Below are 25,991 nucleotides of genomic sequence, written 5' to 3'. Positions count from 1 at the left end.
CGGACGACACCAGACCCAGGGAGTCCCCATGACCGAGGAGCCGCACGGCGGGCCGCGTCCGGACGCCGGCGCCACCGGCGCCGAGGCGACGGCGCGCGCCGCGCGCCTGTTCGACATCCGCCGGCTGATCGGCGGCCTGTTCGTGCTCTACGGAGTCATCGTGACGGTGGCCGGCCTGTTCGCGTCCCCGGCGGACATCGACAAGGCGCAGGGGATCAACATCAACCTGTGGGCGGGCCTGGGGATGCTGGCCCTCGGGCTGCTGTTCCTGCTGTGGTTCGCGCTGAACCCCACCCCTCCCCCGCCGCCGGAGGGGATCGACGAGGAGGGGCGCCCCCTGGAGCACTGAGGCGCGCAGCGCCGGTGTCCAGGGCGAGCACGCCGACGGCCCGGTCCCGCGCCCACGGAAGTGGGCGCGGGACCGGGCCGTGGGGCGGTCACCGGTGGGACGGCGGCTCAGCGCCTCCGGGCGCCGGCCGCCCCGGTGGCCGTGCCGGCCACGCCGTCCGCCGCGTCGGCCTCGTCCGGCCCGGCCGGGACGGCGGCGTCCAGCAGCGGCACCTCCTCCTTCAGGTGCGGCGGCGCGACCGCCCGGAGCACGTGGTAGCCGGCCACGGCCACGATGGTGCCGAGGGCGATGCCGGACAGCGAGAAGGAGTCGGTGAAGGTCAGCGAGACGTTGCCGATGCCGATGATGACGGCCGCGGCGACCGGCACCAGGTTGACCGGGTTGCCGAGGTCCACCCGGTTCTCCACCCAGATCTTGGCGCCGAGCAGGCCGATCATGCCGTACAGGACGACGGTGATGCCGCCCAGCACGCCGCCGGGGATCGCGGCGACCACGGCGCCGAACTTCGGGACGAGGCCGAACAGGACGGCGAAGCCGGCCGCGGCCCAGTAGGCGGCCGTGGAGTAGACCCGGGTGGCGGCCATCACGCCGATGTTCTCGGCGTAGGTGGTGGTGGCCGGCCCGCCGACCGCGGTGGACAGCACGGTGGCGGCGCCGTCGGCGGCGATCGCCCGGCCGAGGTCGCCGTCGAGGTCGTCGCCGGTCATCTCGGCGACGGCCTTGACGTGCCCGGCGTTCTCCGCGATCAGCGCCACGACCACCGGCAGGGCGACCAGGATCGCGGACAGCTGGAAGTCGGGGGCGTGCAGGCTGGGCAGCCCGATCCAGTCGGCCTCGGCGACCGCGCTCAGGTCCAGCCGCCAGTGCTCGGTGACCTGGCCGGAACCGTCCACCGAGGTGATCCGGCCGAACAGGCGGTCGGACAGCCAGGAGACCAGGTAGCCGAAGACCAGGCCCAGGAAGATGGCGATCCGGGCCAGGAAGCCGCGCAGCGCGACCAGCGCCACCACGGTGAAGGCCATGGTGATCAGCGCCGTCCACTGGTCCTGCGGCCAGTAGGTGGAGGCCACCACCGGAGCGAGGTTGAAGCCGATCAGCATCACCACGGCGCCGGTGACCACCGGCGGCAGCGCCCGGTGGATCACCTGGGCGCCGAGCGCCTGCACCGCCAGGCCGACCAGGCAGAGCAGGGCGCCGACGGCCAGCAGCGCGCCGGTCACGGTGGCCGCGTCCCCTCCACCGCCGGCGATGACCGCCGCCACGCCGACGAAGGACAGGCTGCTCCCCAGGTAGCTGGGGATGCGGCCCCGGGTGGCGAGCAGGAAGACGGCGGTGGCGATGCCGGAGAGCATCACCGCCAGGTTGGGGTCGAGGCCCATCAGCACCGGTGCCACGAAGGTGGCGCCGAACATCGCCACCACGTGCTGGGCGCCCAGGCCGATGGTGCGCACCCATGACAGCCGCTCGTCGGGCCGTACCACCGCTCCGGGTGCCGGCGCCTTGCCGTCACCGTGGAGCTTCCAGCCCAGTGATCCCACAGTCCCGCTCCTCACACATGTCACACGCGTCACAGGCGACACACGACGAGGCCGCGGCACCCCGGGAGTGTCGCGGCCGGACGTTCGATTCCGGCCAACCTTAAACCACCCGGAGGGCGTACCGGAGTCGGCGTCGTAACGGCCGTGTGTACATGCCATAGCCGGGCGGTCACGCTCGCACCATGACCGGTCGGCGCTCCGCCACCCCGGCCCGGCCCGCCGGGGCGGGCGCGGGTGTCCCGGCCGGTGCCGGCCGGGACACCTCGGCCCGTGCTCAGGCCGCCGGCGCGCGCCGCCGCCGCAGCCGGGCCCCGACCAGCGGCCACAGCAGGACCAGGGCGGCCACCGCGTACAGCACGACCGCCACCGGCTCGCTCCACAGCCCGCTGACCTCCCCGTGGCTCAGCTGGAAGGTGCGGCGCAGCTGCTCCTCGGCCATCGGCCCGAGGATGACACCGAGGATCAGCGGCAGCACCGGGAGCCCGAAGCGCCGCATCAGGAAGCCCAGCAGGCCGAGGGCGAGCAGGATCACCAGGTCGACCGGCTGGAAGTTGACGGCGAACGCGCCGAGTGAGGCGAAGAACAGGATGCCGGCGTACAGGTAGGGGCGCGGGATGCGCAGCAGCCGGGCCCACACCGGGGCCAGCGGCAGGTTCAGCAGCAACAGCAGCACGTTGCCGAGGAACAGGCTGGCGATCAGCGCCCAGACCAGGTCGCTCTCCCGCTCGAAGAGCAGCGGGCCGGGCTGGATGCCGAACTGGGTGAAGGCGGCCAGCATGACGGCGCCGATGGCGTTGGCCGGGAGCCCGAGGGAGAGCATCGGCACGAAGGAGCCGGCGGCGGCGCCCTTGTTGGTGGCCTCCGGTCCGGCCACGCCCTCGATGGCGCCCCGGCCGAACTCGCCGTGCCGGCCGGCGAGCCGCTTCTCGGTGGCGTAGGAGATGACGGTGGGGATCTCCGCGCCGCCGGCCGGCAGCGCGCCCATCGGGAAGCCGATCAGCACGCCGCGCAGCCACGGCCGCCAGGAGCGCCGCCAGTCCTCGCGCCGCATCCACGGGGTGCCGACCGGGGTGGGCGCCGGCGGCGTGCCGCGCAGGTGCGCGCCGACCCACAGCGCCTCGCCGACGGCGAAGACGGCGACCGCCACCACGACGATGTCGATGCCGTCGGCGAGCTGCGGCACGCCGAAGGTCAGCCGCTGCTGGCCGCTGATGGTGTCGATGCCGACCAGCCCGATCGCCAGGCCGATGGCCAGCGCGGAGAAGCCGCGGATCCGCGAGCTGCCGATCACGGCGGTGACGGTGGTCAGCGCCAGCACCATGATGGCGAAGTAGGCGGGCGCGCCGAGCCGCACGGCGAAGTCGACGACCACGGGGGCGAGGAAGGCGAGCAGGGCGGTGCCGATGGTCGAGGCGACGAAGGAGCCGATGACGGCGGTGGCCAGGGCCTGGGCGGCCCGTCCCCGTTTGGCCATCAGGTTGCCCTCGATGGCGGTCACCACGGAGGCGGACTCGCCGGGGGTGTTGAGCAGGATGGAGGTGATGGCGCCGCCGAACATGGCGCCGTAGTAGATGCCGGCGAACATGATGAACGCGGCGGTGGGCTCCATGCCGTAGGTGACCGGGAGCAGCAGGGCGACGGCCATCGCCGGCCCGATGCCGGGCAGCACGCCGACGGCGGAGCCGATGAGCACGCCGGCCAGCGCGTAGAGCAGGTTGACCGGGGACAGCACGGTGGCGAAGCCGCCGAGCAGGTTGGCGACGGTCTCCATCACAGGATTCCCTCCAGCACGCCCGGGGGGAGGGTGATCCCGAGCCCGTAGTAGAAGGCGTAGAACGAGCCGACGGAGAGTCCGGCGGAGATCAGGGCGTCGCGCAGGTAGCTGCGGCTTCCGAGGGCGTAGGCGGTGCCCCAGAACAGCAGCGCGCCCGAGATGGCCCAGCCGGCCGGTTCGATGAGGGCGGCGTTGGCCAGGAAGACGGCGGTGAGCATGGTGACGGCGCGCCAGTCGGCCCGGGTGGTCAGGTCCACGTCCTCGCCGCCCTCGGCCTCGCCGCGCCCGCCGCGGAGCACGTCGACGGCGTGCAGCACCGCGCAGAGCAGCAGGCCGAGGCCGACGGCGGTCGGCACGGCGCGGGGGCCGATCGGCCCGCTCTCGGCGGCCGGCAGGGCCTGCGTGGTGGCGGCGTCGGCGAGCACGACGGCGCCGAGGACGAGCAGGAGGGCGGAGACGAGGAGTTCGGCGTGTTCGCCGAGCCAGGCCCGGGCGCCGGCCGGCGGCCGGTGGCGTCCGGGCGCGCCCTGGTCGCAGGGGCCGGAGTGGCTTGCGCCGGGGTGGCCGGCGCCGGTGTCGGTGGTGCGCATGTCGGTGGTGTCCGCCGGGTCGGTGGTCTCTCGGGTGCTCATGACGCCAGCCCCAGGGTGCGCAGGGTGTCGGCCACCCGCCGGTCCTGGTCGCGGAGGAAGTCGCGGAAGTCGTCGCCGGGCAGGTAGGCGTCACTCCAGCCGTTCCGGCCGAGCGCGTCGCGCCACTCCGCGGACTCCCGCATGGTGGCGAGGGCCTGGACGAGCCGCCGTCGGCGCTCCTCGGAGATGCCGGGGGCGGCCACCACGCCGCGCCAGTTGATCGCGGCGACGTCGCTGCCCAGTTCGGCCAGGGTGGGCGCCCGCACGGCGTCGATCCCGGTGTCGCCGGTCACGGCGAGGATCCGCACGTCGCCGCCGGTGACCTGGTCGACCATCTCGCCGATGCCGGTCGCCGCCACGTCCACCTTGGCGCCGAGCAGCGCGGTGAGAAGTTCGCCGCCGCCGTCGTAGCCGATGTAGGAGACCCGCCTGGGGTCGATGCCGAGGCTCTCGGCGACCTGCATGGGCAGCAGGTGGTCCGGCCCACCCGGCGAGGAGCCGCCGCCGACGTTGAGGGCGCCGGGATCCCGCCGCCAGACCTCGGCCAGGTCCTCGAAGGTGGTGAACGGGGAGTCGCGGGGGACGACGATCGCGCTGGGGTCCTCGATCAGCCGGGCCAGCGGGGTGGTGTCCTCCAGCGTGGCGGAGGACTGGTTGGTCCAGACCGCGCCGACCACGCCGAGGCCCATCATCATCAGCATGTCCTCGCTGCCCCGGGAGTTGACCAGCCGGGCGAGGCCGATGGTGCCGCCGGCGCCGGCGACGTTGAAGACCTCCAGGCCCCGGGCGGCCCGGGAGTCGGTCATGGCCTTGCCGACCGTGCGGGCGGTGATGTCGTAGCCGCTTCCGGGGCTGTTGCCGACGATCATCCGCAGGCCGGTCAGCGGCCCGGTCGAGCCGGTGTCGCTGTTCCGGGTGACCCCGCAGGCGGCGGCCGCCGGGGCGAGCACCGCCAGCGCCCCGGCGCGCAGCAGTGTCCGTCTGTTCATTCGTTGCTCTCGTTTCACGCGGGCGGTGTGAGCGTCGTCGCAGCTTCCGCGTCCGGTGTGCCGCGCGCCACACCTCCGGTTGGTTTGGAAAGCAACGGACGTTGAGTACGTTGTGTTCGCTACAGACGGTAAACGCCCATCGTTCGCGCGTGACGGACCGGTGGGGTATCGCCCTTGGGAGTGCCCGGATGACGACACAGGCGCCGATCACCTCGACCGGCCGGAGCGGGCCGGGCGGTCCGGACGCGGCGGACGCGGCGGACGGGCCGCGGCTGGCGGCGGTGGTGGCGCGGTTGGCCGCGCTCCAGGAGGCGCTGCCGGCCGGGGACGGGGTGCGCCACTTCAACGGCGTCTACCTGCGGGTCACCGAGGAGATCGACGCGGCGCTGGCCGCCGGCCACTTCGCCGACCCCGCACGGACCGGCCGGCTGGCCGCCGTGTTCGCCGAGCGCTATCTGGTGGCCGTGGACGTCGCGGCGCGCGGCCGGGAGCCGGAGGCGTGCTGGCGACCGCTGTTCGAGACGCGGGGGCACGGCGGGGTGCACGCCGTGCAGTTCGCCGTCGCCGGGATGAACGCCCACATCGAGCACGACCTGCCGCTGTCCGTGCTGGACGTGTGCCGGGCGGACGGGGTGCCGCCGGAGGCGGTGCGCGAGGACTTCCTCGCGGTGAACGCGGTGCTGGCCCGGGTGGAGGCGGAGTGCCGGGAACTGCTGCTCCCGGGCCCGGACGCGCTGGACCTGGCGGGCCCGCTGGCCCACCTGGTGAACTCCTGGAGCGTCAGCCGGGCGCGCGACGCCGCCTGGGCCACGGCGCTGACGCTGGACGCGCTGGGCGACGGGCCGCGCGGCCTCGTCGAGCTGGCCACCGCCGCGCTGTCGCGGACGGTCGGCCTGGTGAGCCGTCAACTGCTCACCCCCGTCGGCGCGGTCGCCGCGGCCCTGGACGGCTAACCGGGGCGACGCACGACGGCACCGGCCGGGCGGGCTCGTGCCCGTCCCGGCGGTGCCGTCGTGCGACCGGGGTGGTGCGGGGGTCAGGACCAGCTGGCGTGCAGCGGCTTGCCCTCGGCGTAGCCGGCGGCGGACTGCACGCCGACCACGGCGCGCTCGTGGAACTCCTCCAGGGTGGCCGCTCCGGCGTAGGTGCAGGAGCTGCGCACGCCGGCGACGATGGAGTCGATCAGGTCCTCCACGCCGGGGCGCTCGGGGTCGACGTACATCCGGGAGGAGGAGATGCCCTCCTCGAACAGCGCCTTGCGGGCGCGCTCCCAGTGCGACTCGCCGCTGGTGCGGTGGGAGACGGCGCGGGCCGAGGCCATGCCGAAGCTCTCCTTGTACAGCCGGCCGTCGGAGGCCACCTGGAGGTCGCCGGGCGACTCGTGGGTGCCGGCGAACCAGGAGCCGATCATCACGTTGGACGCCCCGGCGGCCAGGGCCATCGCCACGTCGCGCGGGTGGCGCACGCCGCCGTCCGCCCACACGTGCCGGCCCAGCCGGCGGGCCTCGGCGGCGCACTCCAGCACGGCGGAGAACTGCGGACGGCCCACGCCGGTCATCATCCGGGTGGTGCACATGGCGCCCGGTCCGACGCCGACCTTGATGATGTCCGCGCCGGCCTCGACCAGGTCCCGCACGCCGGCCGCCGAGACCACGTTGCCGGCCACCACCGGCACCTGCGGGTCCAGGCCCCGCACGGCGCGCAGCGCCTCGATCATCCGCTCCTGGTGGCCGTGCGCGGTGTCCACCACCAGGGTGTCCACGCCGGCCTCCAGCAGCGCCTTCGCGCGGCCGGCGACGTCGCCGTTGATGCCGACGGCGGCGGCGATGCGCAGCCGGCCCCGGGCGTCGGTGTTCGGGGTGTAGAGGGTGGCGCGCAGCGCGCCGCGCCGGGTGAGCAGGCCGACCAGCCTGCCGTCGCCGTCCACCACCGGGGCGAGCTTGATCCGGGACTCGTACAGCCGGTCGAAGGCGTCCTTGGGCGCGATGTCCTCGGGGAGCAGCAGCGGGTCGCGGCTCATCACGTCGGCGAGCTGGGTGAAGCGGTCCACCCCGACGCAGTCGCGCTCGGTCACCACGCCGACCGGCCGGCCGTCGTCGACCACGATCAGCCCGCCGTGCGCGCGCTTGGGCATCAGGGAGAGCGCCTCGGCCGCGGTGGCCGTGGGCGGCAGCACGATGGGGGTGTCGTGCACCAGGTGGCGCCGCTTGACCCAGGAGGTCACGTCGGCGACCACGTCCAGCGGGATGTCCTGCGGGATGACCACCAGGCCGCCGCGCCGGGCCACGGTCTCCGCCATCCGGCGGCCGGCGACGGCGGTCATGTTGGCGACCACCAGGGGGATGGTGGTGCCGGTGCCGTCGACGGAGGAGAGGTCCACTCCCTGCCGGGAACCGACGTTGGAGCGGCTCGGGACCATGAAGACGTCGTCGTACGTCAGGTCGTACTGGGGCGCTTGATCATTCAGGAATCGCACTGTCGCTGCCTTCACCTGCGGTGTCGCTCGGTCGTGTAGGTGGGCCAGCGCAGAAGGAGCACCGCCGTCCCGACGCCGAACCGCTGCACCGCCTCACCAAGTGTGCACGATGCCGCGACGCGCGCCAGGGTGGGTGCCGCGGAACGCCGGAAAGCGTTCCCGTCACGGCCGCCGGAGCGGTTCCCACCGGCCGACCGCCCGGCGGCGGTTGCCGGCGGAAAGCGCTTTCGGCACCGCTCGGCGGCGTCCCCCGCCCCGGCCGTCCGGCGGCGCGGTGCGCGCGGCCGGACGGCCGGGGCGGGAGCGGCGCCCGCTCCTCCCCCTCACCCGGCCAGGCGCACCGTCCAGGCGCGGGTGGTCAGGGCGGTGACGGTGTGCACGGCGAGGACGGCGGGGGCGCCGCCGAAGTCCGGGCGGACCCGCTCGCTCAGGTGGACCGGGGCGTCGGCGCGCAGCGGGAGCAGGCGCAGTTCCAGTTCCGTCCCGCCGTCCCGGCCCAGCCCCAGGGCCCGCGCGTCGAGCTCCCAGGGGCGGCCCTGCCAGAAGGTGTCGGCGACCAGACGGCCGTCGCGGTAGGCCCGCCCGACGTCGCCGGTCCACTCGACCCGCAGCAGCACCTGGTCCGGGCCGTCGAGGAGTTCCTCCGGGACGCGCAGCCGGTACACCGCCGCCGCCGTCTCGAACACCTCGTCACCCGGGGTGCGGGCCCGCCCGCCCGGCCCCACGGTGGTCGGCGGGACGTCCCCGGCCGGCCGCAGCTCCTCCAGCGCCAGCGGCACGGCCGCGGCGATGGGCGCGTCGGGACGCAGGGTGTAGCGGGTGAGGCAGCCGTCCGCGGCGGCCTCCAGACGGGCTCCGGCCACCTCGGGCGTCCCGGCGGGCGCCGGCAGCACGGCGAACGACGGCCGGGGCGCGCCGCTGTGCAGGGTCAGGCCCGCCGGGCCGTCTTCGAAGGTCACCCCTTCCTCGCTCAGCACCACCCGGTCCGCTCCCCACAGCCGGCCGCGGTACAGCCCGGCGCCGCTGGCGGCGTCGAGGACCAGCAGGTCGACCCCGGCGCCGCCGGGGGTGCGGACGGTGACCCGGCAGTCGGTGCCCGGGCGCAGGCCGGTGAGCAGCAGCCGGCCGTCGGCGTCGGTCCGCGGTTCGGCGCGGCCGTCGGCGTGGCCCGGCAGGGGCGCGGGGGCGGTGAGGTCGGCGACGGTGTCCGCCTCCAGCGCCAGTTCCACCGGCACGCCCTCGGTGGCCACCAGGACCAGCGTCGTGCGGCGGGCCGCGCCGTCCCCGGCCGGGATCCGGCACACCGGCTGGGCGGTGGCCCAGGCGATCCGCAGGCCGTCGACCTCCAGGCCCACCGGCCAGCAGAAGTAGGCCCCGGAGGGGATGGTGACCGGTTGGCTCGGCAGCGTGACCTGCGCCCCGCCGGGCAGCTCCAGGTGGAACCGGACGTCCTGGTGGTCCGGCAGCGGCTCGTACATCTGGTGGTTGTTGACGAAGAGGAACCCGGATCGGCCGTCGGTGCGCAGCGCCCACCGCAGGGTGTGCCGGTCCCGGCAGTCGTCGGGGCGCGCTTCCGGCAGCACCGAGACCATGGGGGCGAGCCGCTCGCCGAAGTCGGCCAGCATCAGGTGCTGGGCGCGCAGGCGGTGGTAGCCGTCGCGGTACTGGCCGAACTCGCCGAGCGGCGCCTGGAAGTCGTAGCTCAGCCGGGGCAGGTCGTTGGGGTATCCGGTGTCCTGGGACTCCTGGAGGGGGGTCAGCCGGCCGGGCGGGTTGGTGCCGCCGTGGTACATGTAGTAGCCCTGCCAGTTGGAGCCGCCGCCGATCTTGGTGAGCGCCAGCGCGGCGACGTCGTCGCCGTCGACCAGCGGCCGGCGGTGGTAGGCGGCGGCCATGCCGCCGCCCAGCTCGCAGGTGGCCGAGGGGTAGCGGTCCAGGGCCAGGTTGGACCGGCGCGGGTCCTCCTCGCGCAGGTCGGCGCCGATTCCCGGGTCGTCGCGCTCGTGGCTGAAGTGGAAGTGGGCCCGGCAGGTGTCGTCCCAGCCGTCCTCCGCCTCCGCCCAGAACGCCTCCGGGTAGCCGCCGAAGAGCGGCAGCAGTTCGTCCGGCGGCAGGTGGGCGCCGCCCCAGCCGGTGGCGGTCCACAGCGGGGCGCGCAGGCCGACCTCCTGGGCGAGGCGCTTGAGGGTGAGCAGGTGTCCGGGCGCGTCGTAGAGCTCGTTCTCGATCTGGACGGCGAGCAGCGGCCCGCCGGATCCGGTGTCCAGGCCGCGCAGCTCCTCCGCGATGGCGGTGAACCAGCGCCGGACGTGCGCCAGGTAGGCGGCGTCGTCGGTGCGGGGCTCGCAGCGGCCGTCCAGCAGCCAGTCCGGCAGGCCGCCGTTGCGGGTCTCGGCGTGCACCCAGGGGCCGATCCGCGCGACGAAGTCCAGACCGTGGCGGGCGCACAGCTCGGCGAAGTGCCGGACGTCGAGGTTCCCCTCGAAGCTCGGCCGCCCCTCGACCTCCTCGTGGTGGATCCAGATCAGGTAGCTGGCCACGGCGGTGATCCCGCCGGCCTTGATCTTGAGCAGCTCCCGTTCCCAGTGCTCACGGGGGTACCGGCTGTAGTGGAACTCCCCGGAGACCGGGACGAAGGGCCGGCCGGCGCGGGTGAGGTAGCCGCTGGTGACCGCGACCGGGTTGGGGGCGCCGGGGGCGTCGGACATCCGCAGGTGGCCGGTCAGCGGCGGCGCGGGCCGGGTGGCCAGCGCCGCCCGGTGCACCCGGGCGGGACGGGCGGGCGGGACGGCGGGGGCGGAGTCGGTGTGCCGGGCGGGCGGGACGGGACGCATGGGGCGACGGTAGCCGCGTGGTGCGGTGCGCCGCACCCGGCTGACCGGGTCAGGCCGCCGCCCGGTGGGACGCGGGGGTGCGCCGGCGCGCGCGGGGCGGTTCCATGGTTCGGTGGCGGCCGGCGGTGCTCCCGGAGGCCGCCCGACCTTCGCACCATCAGATGTCGGATGTCTAATGCGCGATCTCTGGAGTGTTGCCCGGTATCAGCCAGTCCATCGCCACACTATGGACTCAGATATCGGATGAATGTTAGGAACGGAGGCATCCGAGCCGACCTGACGGAGGACGTGGCGTGAAGCTGTTGCGGGTGGGTGAGCCCGGCCGGGAGCGCCCGGCGGTGCTGGCCGAGGACGGGCGGGTGCTCGACGCCTCCGGCGTGGTGGCGGACTTCGACGCCGAGGGACTGCGGCGGGAGGCGCTGGACCGGTTGCGCGCCGCGCTGGCCGCCGGCGAACTGCCCGAACTGCCCGGCGCCGCGGGCTCCGCGGGGGCCGCGGCGGGGGCGAGCGGCGCCGCCCGCGTCGGCGCCCCGATCGCCCGCCCCGGCAAGGTGGTCTGCATCGGCCTCAACTACCGGGACCACGCCGCCGAGACCGGCGCCGAACTGCCCACCGAGCCGGTGGTCTTCATGAAGGCGCCGAACACGGTGATCGGCCCGTACGACACGGTGCTGGTCCCCCGGGGCAGCACCCGCACCGACTACGAGGTCGAACTCGGCGTCGTCATCGGCTCCACCGCCCGCTACCTGGCGACCGCCGAGGAGGGCCTGGCCGCCGTGGCCGGCTACGCCGTCTCCCACGACGTCTCCGAACGGGAGTTCCAGCTGGAGCGCGGCGGCACCTGGGACAAGGGCAAGAGCTGCGAGACCTTCAACCCGCTCGGCCCGTGGCTGGTCACCGCCGACGAGGTCCCCGATCCGCAGGCCCTGGGCATCCGGCTGCGCGTGGGCGACGAGACGCGCCAGGACTCCAGCACCGCGCAGATGCTCTTCGGCGTCGGCGAGATCATCCGCTACCTGAGCCAGTTCATGGTTCTGGAGCCCGGCGACCTGGTCAACACCGGCACGCCCGCCGGCGTCGCCCTCGGCCACCCGGACCCCAAGCCCTGGCTGCGCCCCGGTGACGTGGTCACCTGCGAGATCGACGGCCTGGGCGCCTCCCGGCAGCCGGTGGGGCGGGCCTGACCCGATGAGCGCGCGATTCACCGGCCTGGCCACCACCGACCTGCGCTTCCCCACCTCGCTGGAGCTGGACGGCTCCGACGCCATGAACCCGGACCCGGACTACTCCGCGGCCTACGTGGTGATCACCACCGACGCCGGGGACGGCCTGGCCGGCCACGGCTTCGCCTTCACCATCGGCCGCGGCAACGAGGTCCAGGTCGCCGCCATCCGGGCGCTGGAGCCCTTCCTGGTCGGCCTGCCGGTCGAGGAGACCCTGAACGACCTCGGCGGACTGTGGCGCACCCTGGTGCACGACTCCCAGCTGCGCTGGCTCGGCCCGGAAAAGGGCGTGGTGCACATGGCCATCTCGGCCGTGGTCAACGCCCTGTGGGACCTGCGGGCCAAGCGCGCCGGCCTGCCGCTGTGGCGGCTGCTCGCCGGCATGTCCGCGGAGGAGCTGGTCGACCTGGTCGACTTCCGCTACCTCACCGACGCCCTCACCCGCGAGGAGGCGCTGGAGCTGCTGCGCCGCGCCGAACCCGGGCGGGCCGAGCGGATCCGGCGGCTGGAGGAGACCGGCTACCCGGCCTACACCACCTCCCCCGGCTGGCTCGGCTACGGCGACGCGAAGCTGTCCGCGCTGGCCCGCCAGGCGGTGGCCGACGGGTTCACCCAGATCAAGCTGAAGGTGGGCGCCGACCTGGACGACGACCTGCGGCGGCTGCGGGTGGCCCGGGAGGTGGTCGGCCCGTCGGTGCGGATCGCCGTGGACGCCAACCAGCGCTGGGACGTGGCCGAGGCCATCGCCTGGGTGCGGGCCCTCGCCCCCTACGACCCCTGCTGGATCGAGGAGCCCACCAGCCCGGACGACGTGCTGGGGCACGCCGCCATCCGGCGCGGCGTGGCGCCGGTGCCGGTGGCCACCGGTGAGCACGTGCAGAACCGGGTCGTCTTCAAGCAGCTGCTCCAGGCCGGTGCCATCGACGTGCTGCAGATCGACGCCGCCCGGGTGGCCGGGGTCAACGAGAACATCGCCATCCTGCTGCTGGCCGCCAAGTTCGGCGTCCCGGTGTGCCCGCACGCCGGTGGGGTGGGGCTGTGCGAGCTGGTGCAGCACCTGTCGATGTTCGACTACGTGGCCGTCTCGCAGACCATGGCGGACCGCGTCATCGAGTACGTGGACCACCTGCACGAGCACTTCCTGGACCCGGTGCGGGTGGAGCGGGGCCACTACCGCGCCCCCGGCCGGCCGGGCTTCTCCGCCGAGATCCGCACCGACACCCTGGAGCGCTACGCCCACCCCGACGGGGCCGTCTGGCGCGAACTGCGGGCGGCCGCCCGCGCCCCGGAGACGGAAGGACGACCGCGATGACCGCGAGCGGCACCACCCCCACCGACGAGCCCGGCGACCGCCCCGGGGCGCCGCCCGGGCCCTTCGCCGGGCTGTCCGCGATCGTCACCGGCGGCGCCTCGGGCATCGGGCGGGTCACCGCCGAGGCGCTGCGCGCGGGCGGGGCGCGGGTGGCCGTGCTGGACCGCACGGCGGACGGCGCCCCGGCCGGCACGCTGCCGCTGCCGGGCGACGTCACCGACGACGCGGCGGTCCGGGCCGCGGTGGCCACGGCCGCCGAGGCCCACGGCGGGATCGACATCCTGGTCAACTGCGCCGGCATCGGGGCCCGCGGCACGGTCGCGGACAACGACGACGCCGAGTGGCGGCGGGTGCTGGACGTCAACGTCCTCGGGATCGTGCGGGTGACCCGGGCGGCGCTGCCGCACCTGCGCCGCTCCCCCGCCGCCTCGGTGGTCAACATCTGCTCCATCGCGGCGACCGCCGGGCTGCCGCAGCGGGCGCTGTACTCGGCGTCCAAGGGGGCGGTGCTGTCGCTGACGCTGGCGATGGCCGCGGACCACCTGGCCGACGGCATCCGGGTCAACTGCGTCAACCCCGGCACCGTGGACACCCCCTGGGTCGGCCGGCTGCTCGCCGCGGCCGACGACCCGGCCGCCGAGCGCGCCGCGCTGGAGGCCCGGCAGCCGCACGGACGGCTGGTGACGGCCGCGGAGGTGGCCGGCGCGGTGTGCTACCTCGCCGGGCCGGCGTCGGCGTCGACGACCGGGACGGCGCTGGCCGTCGACGGCGGCATGCAGGGGCTGCGCCCCCGCCGGAACTGAAGTGGAAGGACGGATCAAGGTGGGACACGAGTTGCCCACCCGCGGCGTGCGGGGCGACGGGCCGGCCCTGACCGAGCTCGGCTTCGGCGGGGCGCCGATCGGGAACCTCTACCAGGCCGTCGAGGAGGAGCAGGCCACGGCCGCGGTGGACGCCGCCTGGGAGGCGGGGATCCGCTACTTCGACACGGCCCCCTACTACGGCGTCGGGCTGGCCGAGCGGCGCCTGGGGCGGGCGCTGGCCGGCCGGGACCGGGCCTCCTACGTGCTGTCCACCAAGGTGGGGCGGGTGCTGGAGCCGGACCCGGACCGGGTGGACCGACGGGGCGAGCACGGCTTCGACGTCTCCACCGGCCTGCGGCCCCGCTTCGACTTCAGCCGCGCCGGCGTGCTGCGCTCGCTGACCGAGAGCCTGGAGCGGCTGGGGCTGGACCGGGTGGACGTGGTGTACCTGCACGACGCCGACGACCACCTCGACCAGGCCGCGGGCGAGGCGTTCGGGGTGCTCGCGGAACTGCGCGACCAGGGGGTGGTGCGGGCGATCGGGGCGGGCATGAACTCGGCGGCGGCCCTGACCCGCCTGGTCCGGGAGACCGACATGGACGTGGTGATGCTGGCGGGGCGGTACACCCTGCTGGAGCAGGGCGCGCTGGACGACCTGCTGCCGGCGGCCGTGGAGCGGGGCACCTCCGTGGTGGTGGCCGGCCCGTTCAACTCCGGCCTGCTCTCCCGGCCGGTGCCGACGGCCGAGCAGCGCTACGAGTACGCCGCCGCCCCCGCGGACCTGCTGGCCCGCGCCCGGCGGCTGGCCGAGGTGTGCGAACGGCACGGCACCACCCTCCCCGCGGCGGCCCTGGCCTTCCCGCTGGGCCACCCGGCGGTGGTCAGCGTGTGCGCCGGGATGCGGTCACCGCTGGAGGTGCGGGAGAACGCCGCCCGGGCCCGCGCGGGGGTGCCCGCCGAACTGTGGGCGGAACTGAAGGAGGAGGGCCTGCTCCGACCGGACGCCCCCACCCCGGGCGGCTGAGGGGGCGACCCCGCGGCGCCGTTGGTCGCCGCGGGGTTCTCCCCCGACGCGGCCCCATCGCCGGCCGCTGCGAGAGGGACGCTAGCAGGGCGCCGGGACGGGGCCGCCCGTTCGCGGGCCGCCCGGCGGCACCGTGCACCGGCGGTCAAGCGATCGGCGACCCGGCGTCAAGAACCGCCCGGCGCGGCCGGGCGGTTCCGGACGGCGGCGAAGAGCTCGGCCAGGGCGGCGAAGCCCGGATGGCGGGTCAGTTCCTCCAGCGCGAGCGGGCGGCCGGTGGCGTCGGCGACCGGCAGCCGCCAGTTGGGGTACTCCGTGGAGGTGCCCGGCAGGTTCTGCGGGCGGCGGTCGCCGACCGCGTCCGGCAGCCACACGCCGAGCAGGCGGGCCGGCGTCAGCAGCAGGAACCGGTGCAGCGCGGCGACCTGGACGGGAAGCGCGCCGTCGGCCGGGTCGTCGGACAGCAGGCCCAGCCGCCGCAGCTCGGCGAGCCAGCCGTCGCGTTCGGCGGCGGCCTCGGCGGCCTCCTGCTCCACCGGCCGGGTCAGCAGCCCGAGCCTGCGGCGCAGTTCGACGTGCTCGCCGCTGAGCCAGGCGGCGGTGGACGGCAGGTCGTGGGTGGTGAGGGTGGCCACGCAGTCCCTGCGCCAGTGCTCCGGCGGCAGCGGGCCGGAGCGCCCCACCGAGCCGCCGAGGTACTCGAAGCGCAGCACCGAGGTGCCGAGGATGCCGAGGTCGGCCATCTCCTCCCGGACCTCCCGCTCGACGGTGCCCAGGTCCTCCCCGATCACCAGGGCGCCCGCCCGGTGCGCCTGGAGCGCCAGCACGGCGAGCATGGCCCGGCCGTCGTAGGAGACGTAGGTGCCCTCCGAGGGCGGGCGCCCCTCGGGGACCCACCAGAGCCGGAACAGCCCCATCACGTGGTCGACGCGCAGCGCCCCGGCGTGCCGGGCGGCGGTGCGCAGCAGGTCCGCGTAGGGCGCGTAGCCGCTGGCCGCGAGGGCGTCCGGGCGCCAGGGCGGCAGGCCCCAGTCCTGGCCGCGCGGGTTGAAGTCGTCCGGTGGCGCCCCGACGGTCACGCCGTCGGCGAGGTGGTGCCGCAGCGCCCAGGCGTCGGCGCCCTGCGGGTCGACGCCGACGGCGAGGTCGTGCACCAGCCCCACCGGCATCCCGGCGGCGGTGGCCGCGGCCTGGGCGGCGGCGAGCTGCTCGTCCACCAGCCAGGCCGTCCAGCGGTGGTAGTCGACGCGGTCGGCCAGCGCGCGGCGCGCCTCGGCCACGGCGCCGGACCGGGGGTCGCGCAGCGGCGCCGGCCAGGAGCGCCAGGCCGGGCCGTGGACCTCGGCGAGCGCGCACCAGGTGGCGAAGTCGGTCAGGCCGGCGCCCTCCCGTTCGCAGTACGCCTGGTAGGCGGCCCGCCGGGCCGGGCCGAGCGGCACCCGGTGGAGCAGCCGCAGTGCCTGGTGCTTGAGTTCGCGCACCGCCTCACGGTCGATCAGGGCGCCCTCGCGGAGCACGGCCTGCCCCAGCGCCCGGCCGCGCGCCGCCAGGGCGTCCACCCGTTCCCGGGTCGCGGCGTCGAGCAGGGCGTACTCCGGGACGGCCTCGACGCGCAGGTGCGTCGGGTCGGGGAAGCGCCGGGAGCTGGGCCGGTAGGGCGAGGGGTCGGGCAGCGGTCCGGGCACGGCCGCGTGCAGCGGGTTGAGCTGGAGGAACCCGGCGCCCAGGGTGCCGCCGGCCCAGGTGGCGAGCCGGGCGAGGTCGGCGAGGTCGCCCATGCCCCAGGAGTGGCGGGAGAGCACCGAGTACAGCTGCGTGAGCAGGCCCCAGCCGCGCTCCGGTCCGGTGGCCAGCCGCTCGGGGGCGACCAGCAGGGGGGCGTCGGCGGTGCCCCGGGGGGTGTCGACGCGCAGGGTGTGCCGGCCCACCGGGACGCCGGTCAGGTCCGCGGCGGCCCCTCCCGCGCCGGTGCCGGCCACCGGCAGGCGGAGCCGCCGGCCGTCCTCCAGGGTCGCCCACGCCTCGGCGCCGTCCGGCAGGGCGAGCCGGCGCGCGGCGGCCGAGCCGGACCGGACGACGACGCACGGCGGCAGCGGCCGGCTGGCGCGCCGGTGCCGCAGCGCCTGGAGTGACCGCCGGGCCGCGCCGGGGGTGGCGGCGTCCACCCCCAGCGCGGCCAGCACGGCGACCAGGGTGTCCGGGGCGACGGCGACGCGGTGGCCCCGGTCGGTGCGGTAGTCGGTGGCGACGCCGTGCGCGCGGGCCAGCTCGACCAGCGGCGCGTCCACGGCCCGGTCGGGGCCGCCGGCGCCCGGCGCGGCGCCGTCCGGCCGCTCGGGGTTGGTCACGGATGTCCTCCTGAGGCCGGTGAGAGCAACGGGGAGTCGGCGGCCGGGTCCGCGGTGGCGGGGCCGGCGACGGGTGCGGCACCGCCCGGGGCGCCGCCGAAGACGCGCTCCAGGACCGCCGCCACGCCGTCCTCCTCGTTGCCCGGGGCGATCTCGTCGGCCACCGCCAGCAGGCTGGGGTGGGCGTTCGCCATCGCCACGCCGTAGCCGGCCCACTCGAACATGGGCAGGTCATTGGGCATGTCGCCGAAGGCGATGGTCTCCTCGGGGCGGAAGCCCAGCCGCTCCGCGGCGAGCCGGAGGCCGGAGGCCTTGGTGACGCCCGCGGGCAGGATCTCGACCAGCCGCTCCCCCGCGTGGGTGACGGTGGCCTCGCCGCCGGCCGCGCGCTCCGCCGCCGCGGCGATCGCTGCGTCCGGCAGCGTCGGGTGGCGCAGCAGCACCTTCTCGATCGGCCCGGACCACAGCTCCTCCGGGTCCTCCACCACGCCCCACCCGCGCCGGGGTCGCCGGTCGAAGCCGGGGCCCACGACGAAGCGGCCGTCCAGCCCGGCGGTCACCACGGCGAGCTGGAGCGGGCCCAGTTCGGCGGCGGTCCGGGCCACCACGGCGCGCGCCACCTCCCGGTCCAGGGTGTAGGCGGCCAGCAGGCGGTGCGTGCCGGCGTCGTAGAGCTGCGTGCCCTGGCCGCACACGGCGAGCCCGCGGTAGCCGAGCGCGTCCAGGATCGGGCGGCAGCCCGGAACGGGCCGGCCGGTGACCACGATGTGCCGGGCGCCGGCCCGCACGGCGAGCCCCAGGGCGCGCCGGCTGCGCTCGGAGACGGTGAGGTCGCCGCGCAGCAGGGTGCCGTCGAGGTCGGTGGCGACCGCGCGGAACCGGCCGCCCGGGTGCGGGCGGGCCGGCTGCGAACCGTGCGGGCGCGGCCGGCCGTCGGCGGTCGCGGGCGGCAGCGGGGGCGTCAGCACGGGCGCGGTGGTGGGGAGGGACGCGGGCGGGTGGGAGTCAGCGGCCATGGCGGGGCGTCGGTCCTTCGTGCGTCGTCCGGAGGGTGGCGGTGGACCGGGCCCCTTCGACAGCGTGTGCGAACGGCACCGAGTCCCAGGCGATCCTTCCCGACGCAAGGGTGATCAGGAAGATCAGCTGGCCCTCGGGTGACGGCGCGTCGGCCAGAACTGTCCGGAAAACCCCTCCCTGCGCGGACAGATCGCACGCCACGTCGCCGCTGAGCAGCTCGACCCGCTCGGCGTGCGGCAGGCGGTAGCTGACCGCCCATCCGTCGGCGACCGGCCGCACCCGGCAGCGGTCCCGCACCGAGGGCGGGCCGTCCGGTCCGGCCAGTTCCTCCAGTTCGGCGCAGCGGGCGAGGTCCCCGCGGCGGTGGGCGGCGTCGTGCAGCCGGCGCAGCGCGGGGCCGTCCAGTGGCGCGCACCGCCGGTAGGCGGCCGGGTCGGCGAGTTCCGCCGCGCGTTCCGCGACGCGGAGGCGGTGGGTGCTCCAGGCGTCCTCGTCGAGCAGGTCGAACCAGCCGTGGCGCAGGGCGTCGTCGGTGCCGACGCCGGGTGTCCGGCCGCGGGAGAGCGCCTCGAAGGCCTCCAGCCGGGTGCGTGCGCAGCGCTCCCAGGTGAAGCCGCGCGCGAGGCGCCGGGCGTTGCCGGACAGCCGCCGGTACTCCTCGGGGTCGTCGCGGAACACCCGCGCGGCCTCCAGCAGCCGGGCGGTCAGGTCGTCGGCCAGTAGCGGGTCGTCCTCGCGGAAGGAGCGGCGGGTGGCGAAGCCGGTGGCGTCCGGGTGCCGCCGTGGCAGGGCGTGCCGGAAGTGCCCGGTGACCTCCTGGGCGGTGGCGACGGGGACCGCGCCGCAGGCCATGGCCTCGCCCTGGGCGATCAGGAAGGCGTCGAGCTCGAACTTGGAGGGGTAGACGCAGAAGTCGGCGCAGGCGGCCTGTGCGAAGAGGGTGTCCTCGCCGACCATCCGCCAGTCCAGGTGGATGTTGTCCGGGTAGCGCTCGGCGAGGCGCTGGAAGGCCGGATCGCCGGGCGCGGGGGCGTCGGCCGGGTCGGCGCCGCCGGTCCCGGTGGCGAGCCGGATCAGGAAGTTGACCTCCGGGTCGGCGCTCAGCACCCGCTCCACCGCCCGCATCAGCTCCATCTGGCCCTTGTGCTGCACGGAGTGGCGGGCGGCGTGGTAGAAGGTCGGCCGGGACGGGTCCAGGCCGAGGTCGCGGAGCAGCCGGTCGCGGTCGATCGCGTCGGGGTCCCGGGCCAGCCAGCTGTCCGAGATGGCGCAGCCGCCGACGAGGTGCCGGTGGGCGTTCTCCCGGACCAGCCGGGAGACCGTCAGCCGCTGGTACAGCCGCTCGAACGGGGTGTCCCGGAAGGTGGAGTAGAAGGTGCGCTGTCCGGGCGAGAGGAAGTCCACCAGGTCGGAGTGGGCGGCCACGATGGAGAAGAAGGGGACGCCGTCCGGCCCGTGGTCCCGGTACAGCCGGGTGGCGGGCAGGTGTGCGCGCATCGCGGTGCCGAGCGGGTCGTCGGCCGGCGGGTCGGCGAGCGGGGCGAGGTCGAGCTTGACGTCGAACAGCTCCAGCAGCCGCTCCACCTGGGGGCGGTGGACGGCCTGGTTGATGGGCATGTTGCTGGCCACCGTGGTGACGGTGATCCGGTCCGGGCGGTCGTGGTAGACGGCGGGCAGCAGGTAGCAGTAGTAGGGCTCGAAGCCCTGGACGACCATCGGTTCCCCGCCGCCGAGGTGCTGCTCGATGAACCGGATGCCGTCCACCTGGAAGACCAGCGGCTTGAAGAACGACAGGTCGCGTCCCTCGCTGTCCCGGCGCGGGTAGAACCGTTCGGGCAGCAGGTCCAGCTGGGCGTTGGAGAGGAAGTACACGTCGACGCCCTCGCGGCTGAGCCGGTGGGCGCGGGTGGTCAGCGGCAGCGGCAGCTCGGCGGGCAGGTCCGGCCACACCGCGGGGTCCGGCACCAGGGGGACCACGTGGTCGTGGAGGTAGTCCAGCTCCTCGATCTCGTGGTCCCGGCGCAGCTCGTCGAGGCGGCCGTGGGCGGGGGTGACGATCGACACCCGGTGCCCGGCCGCGGCGTAGGCGCGGGCCAGGTTCCAGGTGAGTGGGGAGAGCCCGCCCCGCATCATCCGGACGTCGAACGCGCCGCACTCGAAGGACAGGCTGACGATGTGCACGCGGGGGTTCCTCTTCCTGGTCGGCGCCGCCGGCACGGTGGCGCGGTCGGCTCGGTGGCGGTGTCGGCTCGGTGGCGGTGTCGGCTCGGTGGACGTGGTGGGGGTGGCCGCCGCCGTCGGTCATCCGGGGTGCGGGGCACCCAGCAGGGCCTCGGCGCCCTCGCGCACGCCGCGCACCCGGATGCCGCGGGTGGCGGCGATCCGCCCGAGGTGGACGCTGGTCAGGCAGGCGTTGGTGGGACGGCAGGCGTACCGCCCGGCCGCCTTGGGCACCGGCACGACCAGGTCGGTCGGGGCCCCCACGGCCGTCGCGATCAGCCGCGCCCACTCGGCGCGGGAGACCCGGTCCGGTCCGCCGAGGTGCAGCAGCTCGGGCGCGGGGCCGGCCAGCACGGCGGCGGTCACCTCGGCCACGTCGTCCACCAGCACCGGGGTGGTCCAGTGGTCGTCCGGGGCCTCGACGCGCTCGCCCCGACGCAGCCGGTGGGCGCAGGAGGCGAAGTAGTTGAGCCACTTCCCGGCGTCCGGCGGCTCCCAGCCGTAGACCAGGCTGACGCGGAGCACGCTGGCGTCGGCGGCGGTGGCCAGCAGGACGCGTTCGGCGGCGAGCTTGGCCCGCCCGTAGGCGTTGCCGGGTGCGGTGGGGGCGGGCTCGGGGTAGCCGGGGGCGGCGCCGTCGAAGACGTTGTCGGTCGAGATCAGCACGGTGCGGCGGCCGGCCGCGGCGGCGGCCAGGTTGGCGGTGGCGGCGGTGTGCGCGGCGACCGCCTCCTCGGGGTGCGCCTCGCACCAGGTGACGTCGGAGGGGCCGTGCACCAGGACGACGGCGTCCGGGCGCACCGCGTCGACGACCCGCCGGCAGGCGTCGCGGTCGGTGGCGTCCAGCGCGGTCCACGCCGGCTCCCCGGGGGCGCCGGCCGCGGCCGGGGGCCGGCGGGAGGCGCGCACGGCAACGGTGCCGCCGGCGGCGAGCCGCCGGGCGATCGCGGTGCCCACGAAGCCGCTGCCCACCACGAGGGCGCGCGGGGCGGTCACCGGTCCTCCCCCGCCCGGTCGCCGGGGCGCGCGGTCACCGGGAGGGTCCGGCCGCCCGCACGGCCGGGACGGTCCCGGCGGGCGGGGCGGTCCGGGCGGCCGGGCCCGCCGGGGGCGGCGGGCGCGGGCCGGGCCGGGCCGTCCAGCACCCGGCCCAGCAGGGCGCCCACGCCGAGCAGGCCGTGGTCGTCGTCGGGGTGTCCCAGGGTGACCATGCGGCCGATCTCCTCCTCCGTCAGGCCGAAGCAGCCGAGCCGGCGCAGCTCCTCGGTGAGCAGTTCGGCGTAGCGCGGGCCGACGGCCAGCGCGAATCCGCCGATGACGATGTAGCGGGTGACGCCGATGGCGGTGAACACCGCGGTGACCGCCCCGGCGAGGTGCCGCAGGCCGTCGCGGAGCACGCCGGTGGCGAACGGGTCGCCGGCCCGGACCGCCGCGGCCAGGGCGGGGTTGTCCAGCCGTTCGGGCCGGCCCTGGCACAGCCGCCCGAGCAGGGAGCCGGCGAAGCCCGCCGGGTCGTGCTCGACCGCCCGGCGGGCGGCCGCCAGCGCGCCGCGGCCGGAGGCGATGCCGCCGAGGTGTCCGCGCCCGCCGCAGTCGCAGGGCGGGGCGTCGGGCGCGGGGTCGCACCGCCAGTGGCCGAGTTCGCCGCCGTGGCCGCGCGGGGACAGCAGCACCTCGCCGTGCCGGAACACCTTGGCGCCGATCCCGGAACTGACGGTCAGCAGGCAGAACGGTTCGGGTTCGGTGGCGGCGTAGCGCCAGGCGGCGGCGGTGATGTCGTTGACCACCACCACGGGCCGGCCGAGGCGCTCCTGGAGCACGGGGCCGAGCGGCAGCGGCTCCCCGCCGCGGCCCCAGACGGTGGGGGCGCCGAGCACCAGGCCGTCCGCGGTGGTGGGGCCGGCGAAGGCGATGCCGACGGCCAGCGGTCCGCCGGGCGGGCCCGGCCGGGCCGCGACGGCCTCCGCGATCTGGTCCACCACCCGGCGCTGCAGCAGCGGGACGGGATCGCCCGGGTGGCGCGCCATGCCCTCCACCGGGGTGCGGCGCACGTCGGTCAGCCGGCCGTCCGCCACCGCGTAGGAGCCGACCCGCAGGGTGGTCCCGCCGACGTCCACCACGGTGACGGTGGGGCCGGGCGGGCCACCAGGGCGAGAGGGATCAGTGGGACGGGTGGGTTCAGTGGACACCGCCGACCTCCCGCGGGGTGGGAACCTGCTGGACGTGGCCGTCCTCCAGGACGACGGCCGAGTCGATCTCCGCCCCGGGCGCCACCCGGGCGCCGGGCAGCAGGACGCTGCGCCGCACCCGGGCGCCCGCGCCGACGCGCACGCCGGGGAAGACCACGCTGTCCTCCACCAGCCCCTCGTTGACCAGGTCGGCCGGGACGAGGGCGCGCCGCACCCCGGGGCGGTCGGCGACCAGTTCCCGGGGCACGGTGGGGCGGATCGTCCACGGCATGCCGTGCGCGGGCAGCGTGGGCTCCGGGCCGACCAGGGCCAGGTGGGCCCGGTGGTAGCGCTCCACCGTCCCGATGTCCTCCCAGTGCCCGCGGACCTCGTGGCCGCGGATGCGCTCGCCGGCCGCGAGCATGGCGGGGATGACGTCCCGGCTGATGTCGTGCTGCCAGTCCGTGCCGTCCAGCAGTTCCAGGTAGCGGTGCAGCACCGCCGCGTCGAAGACGCAGAACGCGGCGAAGACCAGGTCGCCGGTGGGTTCGGCGGGCTTCTCCACGAAGGCGACCAGGTCGCCCCGGCGGTCGAACTCGACCATGCCGAACAGGTGCACCCAGCGGCGTTCGATGCGCTGGTAGGCGATGGTGAGCGCGGCGCCGGAGGACCGGTGCTCGGCCACCAGCCGCCGGTAGTCGTAGCGGTAGACGTGGTCGGCGTGGAGCACCAGCACCTCGCTGGCGCCGCCACCGAAGACCCAGCGCGCCTTGCGGATCAGCGCGTCGGCGGTGCCGCGCTCGGGCGCCCAGGTGCGGGCCGGGAGCATCACCGGCAGGTCCGGGGCGGCGCGGCGGTAGGCCGGGTCGTAGGGGCCGAAGTGCACGCGGAAGGAGGGGCCGGTGTTCCAGGTCCGCTCCAGGTCGTCCATCAGCCGCCGCTCCTCGTACTGGGAGAGCAACAGCACCTCGGGCAGGCCGGAGGCGCGCGCGTTGGCCAGGCTGAAGTCGATCAGGCGGCAGGCGCCACCGAAGGGCACCAGCGGCTTCAGCCGCCCCTGGCCGAGTCGTCCCATCCGGCGGCCCTCGCCACCGGCCAGCAGAACCGCCCGTACCTCACGCATCACGCGTCTCCTCAACCTCGATCGAGTCCCAGGTGACGCGGCCGGAGGCGAGGGTGAGCAGCAGGTGCGCCCCGTCCTCGGGCGGCGGTCCGGGCACGGTGACGGCGTGGCCGTCGCCCACGGGAGCCAGCGGGAGCACGGTGGGCACCGGCCGGCCACCGTCGACCGGCGCCCCCGGCAGGACCAGTTCGACCCGGGCGGCGTGCGGCAGCCGGTAGCGGACCTCCCACGCCGGCGCCGAGCCGGTGCCGGCCCGGACGATCCGCCCGCGGCCGCGCAGCGCGGCCACCGCCTCCTCGGGGACCTCGCCGGGGGCCAGCGCGAGGACACGCTCGCAGCGGGCGAAGTCGGCACGGTCCCAGGCGGCCCGGAAGAGCCGGCGGGCCGCCGCGCCGTCCAGTTCCCGGCAGCGCCGGTAGGCGTCGGCGTCCCCCCGCTCCTCGGCCGCCTCGGCGATCCGCTCCCGGTGCAGGCGCCAGGCGTCCGGCGGCAGCAGGTCGAACCAACCGGCGCGCAGCGCCTCGGTCACCGGCAGCGGGGCGGGCCCGCCCTCCAGCAGGGCGGTGAACGCCTCCAGGTGTTGGTCGGCGCAGCGCTCCCAGGTGAAGCGGCGGGCGTTCGCCACAGCGTTGCGGGAGAGCCGGCGGTACTCCTCGGGGCGGTCGCGCAGCAGCCCGACGGCCCGCCGGATGGTGTCGGCGAGCGCGGTGACCAGCAGCGGGTCGTCCTCGGCGAAGGAGCGGTTGACCGCGAACCCGGTGGCCCGCTCGGCGTCCGGACCGTCCGTCGGATCCGGGACGTGGCCGAAGTGCGCCATCCCCTGCTGCGCGGTGGCGATGGGCACCGCCCCGCAGACCATCGCCTCGCCCTGGGCGATCAGGAAGGTGTCCATCTCGAACTTGGAGGGGAACAGGGCGAAGTCGGCGCTGGCCGCGTACTCGAAGACGCGGCGCTCGTCCACCCGCTCCCACTCCAGGTGGACCCGGCCGCGGTGCCGCTCGGCCACGTCGTGGAAGTACGGGTCGTCGATCCCGGTGCCGCTGATGCAGCGGAGCACGAAGTTGGCCGCCAGCCCCTCGTCGAGGACCCGGTCCACCGCGCGCACCAGCTCCAGCTGCCCCTTGTGGTGGACGGCGTAGCGGGCGTTGTGGAAGAAGGTGGGCAGCGCCGGGTCCAGGCCGAGGCCGCCGAGGACGGCGGCGCGGTCCACCCGGCCGGGGTCGTCGGCGAGCCAGGCGTCGGAGATGGCGCAGCCGCCGACGAACCGCTTGCCGGCGTTGCGCCGCACCACGTCGTGGACCGGCAGCTGTGGGAAGAGCCGTTCGAAGGGGGTGTCGGCGAAGGTGGTGTAGAAGTCCCGCTGGCCGGGCGAGAGGAAGTCGATCAGGTCGGCGTGCTCGGCGACCAGGTCGTAGACCGTCACGTGGTCCGGCGGGTAGGCGTAGTGCAGGTGGGTGAGCTGCTGGTACTGGCTCATCGCCGCCCCGAGCCCGGTGGTGGGCGCCGGCGGGTCCTCGGCCGGCAGTTCCACGTCGCTGCCGAGGAGTTCGAGCAGCCGGCGGACCTTGGGCCGGTAGACCTTCTTGGTGATCGGCATGTTGGACTGCACGGTGCTGACCACCCGCTTGTCGGGGTCGTCGCGCAGCGCCGCCGGGAGCAGGTAGTGGTAGTACGGCTCGTGCGCGTGCACCACGGCGGGGTCGCCGGCGAAGTGCCGGCGCAGGAAGCGGACGCTGTCCACCTGGAACGCCAGCGGCTTGAAGAACACCAGGTCGCGGCCCTTGCTGGAGTAGGGCGGGTAGAAGGTGTCCGGGAGCTGGTCCAGGTAGGCGTTGGACAGGAAGTACAGGTCCACGCCGTCCTTGCGGATGCGGTGGGCGGTGGTGCGCAGCGGCACGCGCACCTCCTCGGGGAAGCCGTCGCCCCAGACCCGGGGGTCCAGCACCAGCGGCAGGGTGTACTCGTCGACGTAGTCGAGGTCCTCGACGCGGTGGCGGCGGCGCAGGTCGTCCAGGCGGCCGTGCGCCGGGGTGACGATGGAGACCCGGTGCCCGCGCGCCGCGAAGGTGCGGGAGAGGTTCCACAGGTAGACCGAGGTGCCGCCTTGCAGGAAGGTGTGGTCGAAGCCGCAGCACTCGAAGTAGGTCTCGATGATGTGCAC

19 protein-coding genes are annotated in these 25,991 nt (G+C 75.8%); 6 read left to right on the top strand and 13 right to left on the bottom strand.

The window, feature by feature from the left end:
* The first annotated feature begins 28 nt into the window (after positions 1–28).
* Positions 29–349, top strand: coding sequence for a hypothetical protein (locus FHU37_RS05935; protein WP_179813161.1), 321 nt, complete (start codon positions 29–31; stop codon positions 347–349).
* A gap of 107 nt (positions 350–456) precedes the next feature.
* Here FHU37_RS05935 and FHU37_RS05930 read toward each other — a convergent pair whose 3' ends face one another.
* The 4 genes from FHU37_RS05930 to FHU37_RS05915 all read right to left on the bottom strand — a co-directional run bounded on the left by FHU37_RS05930 (position 457) and on the right by FHU37_RS05915 (position 5,282).
* Positions 457–1,878: a uracil-xanthine permease family protein gene (locus FHU37_RS05930; RefSeq protein WP_246450366.1), complete on the bottom strand. Its 1,422-nt coding sequence runs from the start codon at positions 1,876–1,878 to the stop codon at positions 457–459.
* Between the two features lie 283 nt (positions 1,879–2,161).
* Positions 2,162–3,658 (bottom strand): tripartite tricarboxylate transporter permease, encoded by a 1,497-nt coding sequence (locus FHU37_RS05925; RefSeq protein ID WP_179813159.1) that lies wholly within the window; start codon positions 3,656–3,658, stop codon positions 2,162–2,164.
* Entirely contained in the window at positions 3,658–4,251 is a 594-nt protein-coding gene (locus FHU37_RS05920; RefSeq protein ID WP_179816056.1) for a tripartite tricarboxylate transporter TctB family protein, read from the bottom strand. The genes FHU37_RS05925 and FHU37_RS05920 overlap by 1 nt, the downstream gene beginning before the upstream one ends.
* A gap of 38 nt (positions 4,252–4,289) precedes the next feature.
* Entirely contained in the window at positions 4,290–5,282 is a 993-nt protein-coding gene (locus FHU37_RS05915) for a tripartite tricarboxylate transporter substrate binding protein (RefSeq protein WP_218903948.1), read from the bottom strand.
* A gap of 188 nt (positions 5,283–5,470) precedes the next feature.
* Here FHU37_RS05915 and FHU37_RS05910 point away from each other — a divergent pair, with 188 nt between their 5' ends.
* Positions 5,471–6,235 (top strand): DUF5995 family protein, encoded by a 765-nt coding sequence (locus tag FHU37_RS05910; RefSeq protein WP_246449590.1) that lies wholly within the window; start codon positions 5,471–5,473, stop codon positions 6,233–6,235.
* An 83-nt stretch (positions 6,236–6,318) separates the two neighbouring features.
* Here the strand turns inward: FHU37_RS05910 and FHU37_RS05905 are convergent, their stop codons facing one another.
* Positions 6,319–7,758, bottom strand: a complete 1,440-nt coding sequence (locus tag FHU37_RS05905) for a GuaB1 family IMP dehydrogenase-related protein (RefSeq protein WP_179813158.1) — start codon at positions 7,756–7,758, stop codon at positions 6,319–6,321.
* 323 nt (positions 7,759–8,081) lie between these two features.
* Positions 8,082–10,466 (bottom strand): beta-galactosidase, encoded by a 2,385-nt coding sequence (locus FHU37_RS05900; protein WP_246450358.1) that lies wholly within the window; start codon positions 10,464–10,466, stop codon positions 8,082–8,084.
* A 419-nt stretch (positions 10,467–10,885) separates the two neighbouring features.
* Between FHU37_RS05900 and FHU37_RS05895 the strand changes: the two genes are divergently transcribed.
* From FHU37_RS05895 to FHU37_RS05880, 4 genes are read left to right on the top strand one after another with little or no spacing between them, the layout of a single operon-like run.
* Positions 10,886–11,776 (top strand): fumarylacetoacetate hydrolase family protein, encoded by an 891-nt coding sequence (locus tag FHU37_RS05895; RefSeq protein WP_179813156.1) that lies wholly within the window; start codon positions 10,886–10,888, stop codon positions 11,774–11,776.
* A gap of 4 nt (positions 11,777–11,780) precedes the next feature.
* Positions 11,781–13,127: an enolase C-terminal domain-like protein gene (locus tag FHU37_RS05890; protein WP_179813155.1), complete on the top strand. Its 1,347-nt coding sequence runs from the start codon at positions 11,781–11,783 to the stop codon at positions 13,125–13,127.
* A complete protein-coding gene (locus tag FHU37_RS05885; RefSeq protein WP_179813154.1) occupies positions 13,124–13,930 on the top strand; it encodes an SDR family NAD(P)-dependent oxidoreductase in 807 nt (268 codons plus the stop codon). The genes FHU37_RS05890 and FHU37_RS05885 overlap by 4 nt, the downstream gene beginning before the upstream one ends.
* Before the next feature lie 19 nt (positions 13,931–13,949).
* Entirely contained in the window at positions 13,950–14,954 is a 1,005-nt protein-coding gene (locus FHU37_RS05880; protein WP_312892449.1) for an aldo/keto reductase, read from the top strand.
* A 167-nt stretch (positions 14,955–15,121) separates the two neighbouring features.
* On the opposite strand, the gene malQ is transcribed toward FHU37_RS05880, so the two are convergent.
* The 7 genes from malQ to FHU37_RS05845 all read right to left on the bottom strand — a co-directional run bounded on the left by malQ (position 15,122) and on the right by FHU37_RS05845 (position 25,991).
* The gene (gene malQ, locus FHU37_RS05875; protein WP_179816052.1) at positions 15,122–17,242 is read right to left on the bottom strand and encodes a 4-alpha-glucanotransferase; all 2,121 of its coding nucleotides are present in this window, start codon (positions 17,240–17,242) and stop codon (positions 15,122–15,124) included.
* Positions 17,243–17,298: 56 nt separating this feature from the next.
* Positions 17,299–18,318 (bottom strand): HAD family hydrolase, encoded by a 1,020-nt coding sequence (locus FHU37_RS05870; protein ID WP_179813153.1) that lies wholly within the window; start codon positions 18,316–18,318, stop codon positions 17,299–17,301.
* Positions 18,308–20,500 (bottom strand): glycogen/starch synthase, encoded by a 2,193-nt coding sequence (locus tag FHU37_RS05865; RefSeq protein ID WP_179813152.1) that lies wholly within the window; start codon positions 20,498–20,500, stop codon positions 18,308–18,310. Before FHU37_RS05865 ends, FHU37_RS05870 begins: the two co-directional genes overlap by 11 nt.
* A gap of 120 nt (positions 20,501–20,620) precedes the next feature.
* On the bottom strand, positions 20,621–21,535 hold the full coding sequence (locus FHU37_RS05860) for an SDR family oxidoreductase (RefSeq protein WP_179813151.1): 915 nt from the start codon (positions 21,533–21,535) through the stop codon (positions 20,621–20,623).
* A complete protein-coding gene (locus FHU37_RS05855; RefSeq protein WP_312892447.1) occupies positions 21,532–22,656 on the bottom strand; it encodes an ROK family protein in 1,125 nt (374 codons plus the stop codon). The genes FHU37_RS05860 and FHU37_RS05855 overlap by 4 nt, the downstream gene beginning before the upstream one ends.
* 61 nt (positions 22,657–22,717) lie before the next feature.
* Positions 22,718–23,830, bottom strand: a complete 1,113-nt coding sequence (locus tag FHU37_RS05850) for a sugar phosphate nucleotidyltransferase (RefSeq protein ID WP_179813150.1) — start codon at positions 23,828–23,830, stop codon at positions 22,718–22,720.
* Positions 23,823–25,991 (bottom strand): glycogen/starch synthase, encoded by a 2,169-nt coding sequence (locus FHU37_RS05845; RefSeq protein ID WP_179813149.1) that lies wholly within the window; start codon positions 25,989–25,991, stop codon positions 23,823–23,825. The genes FHU37_RS05850 and FHU37_RS05845 overlap by 8 nt, the downstream gene beginning before the upstream one ends.

This window comes from Allostreptomyces psammosilenae (assembly GCF_013407765.1).
In the GTDB taxonomy this organism is placed as follows: Bacteria; Actinomycetota; Actinomycetes; order Streptomycetales; family Streptomycetaceae; genus Allostreptomyces; species Allostreptomyces psammosilenae.
This window is presented reverse-complemented; position numbering and strand designations above follow the sequence as displayed.

Excerpts from the sequence above, each read along its gene's own strand:
- FHU37_RS05900 (WP_246450358.1), bottom strand. The coding sequence starts at position 10,466 with ATGTCCGACGCCCCCGGCGCCCCCAACCCGGTCGCGGTCACCAGCGGC.
- FHU37_RS05850 (WP_179813150.1), bottom strand. The coding sequence starts at position 23,830 with ATGCGTGAGGTACGGGCGGTTCTGCTGGCCGGTGGCGAGGGCCGCCGG.
- FHU37_RS05890 (WP_179813155.1), top strand. The coding sequence starts at position 11,781 with ATGAGCGCGCGATTCACCGGCCTGGCCACCACCGACCTGCGCTTCCCC.
- FHU37_RS05920 (WP_179816056.1), bottom strand. The coding sequence starts at position 4,251 with ATGCGCACCACCGACACCGGCGCCGGCCACCCCGGCGCAAGCCACTCC.
- FHU37_RS05935 (WP_179813161.1), top strand. The coding sequence starts at position 29 with ATGACCGAGGAGCCGCACGGCGGGCCGCGTCCGGACGCCGGCGCCACC.
- FHU37_RS05915 (WP_218903948.1), bottom strand. The coding sequence starts at position 5,282 with ATGAACAGACGGACACTGCTGCGCGCCGGGGCGCTGGCGGTGCTCGCC.
- FHU37_RS05925 (WP_179813159.1), bottom strand. The coding sequence starts at position 3,658 with ATGGAGACCGTCGCCAACCTGCTCGGCGGCTTCGCCACCGTGCTGTCC.
- FHU37_RS05885 (WP_179813154.1), top strand. The coding sequence starts at position 13,124 with ATGACCGCGAGCGGCACCACCCCCACCGACGAGCCCGGCGACCGCCCC.
- FHU37_RS05910 (WP_246449590.1), top strand. The coding sequence starts at position 5,471 with ATGACGACACAGGCGCCGATCACCTCGACCGGCCGGAGCGGGCCGGGC.
- FHU37_RS05870 (WP_179813153.1), bottom strand. The coding sequence starts at position 18,318 with ATGGCCGCTGACTCCCACCCGCCCGCGTCCCTCCCCACCACCGCGCCC.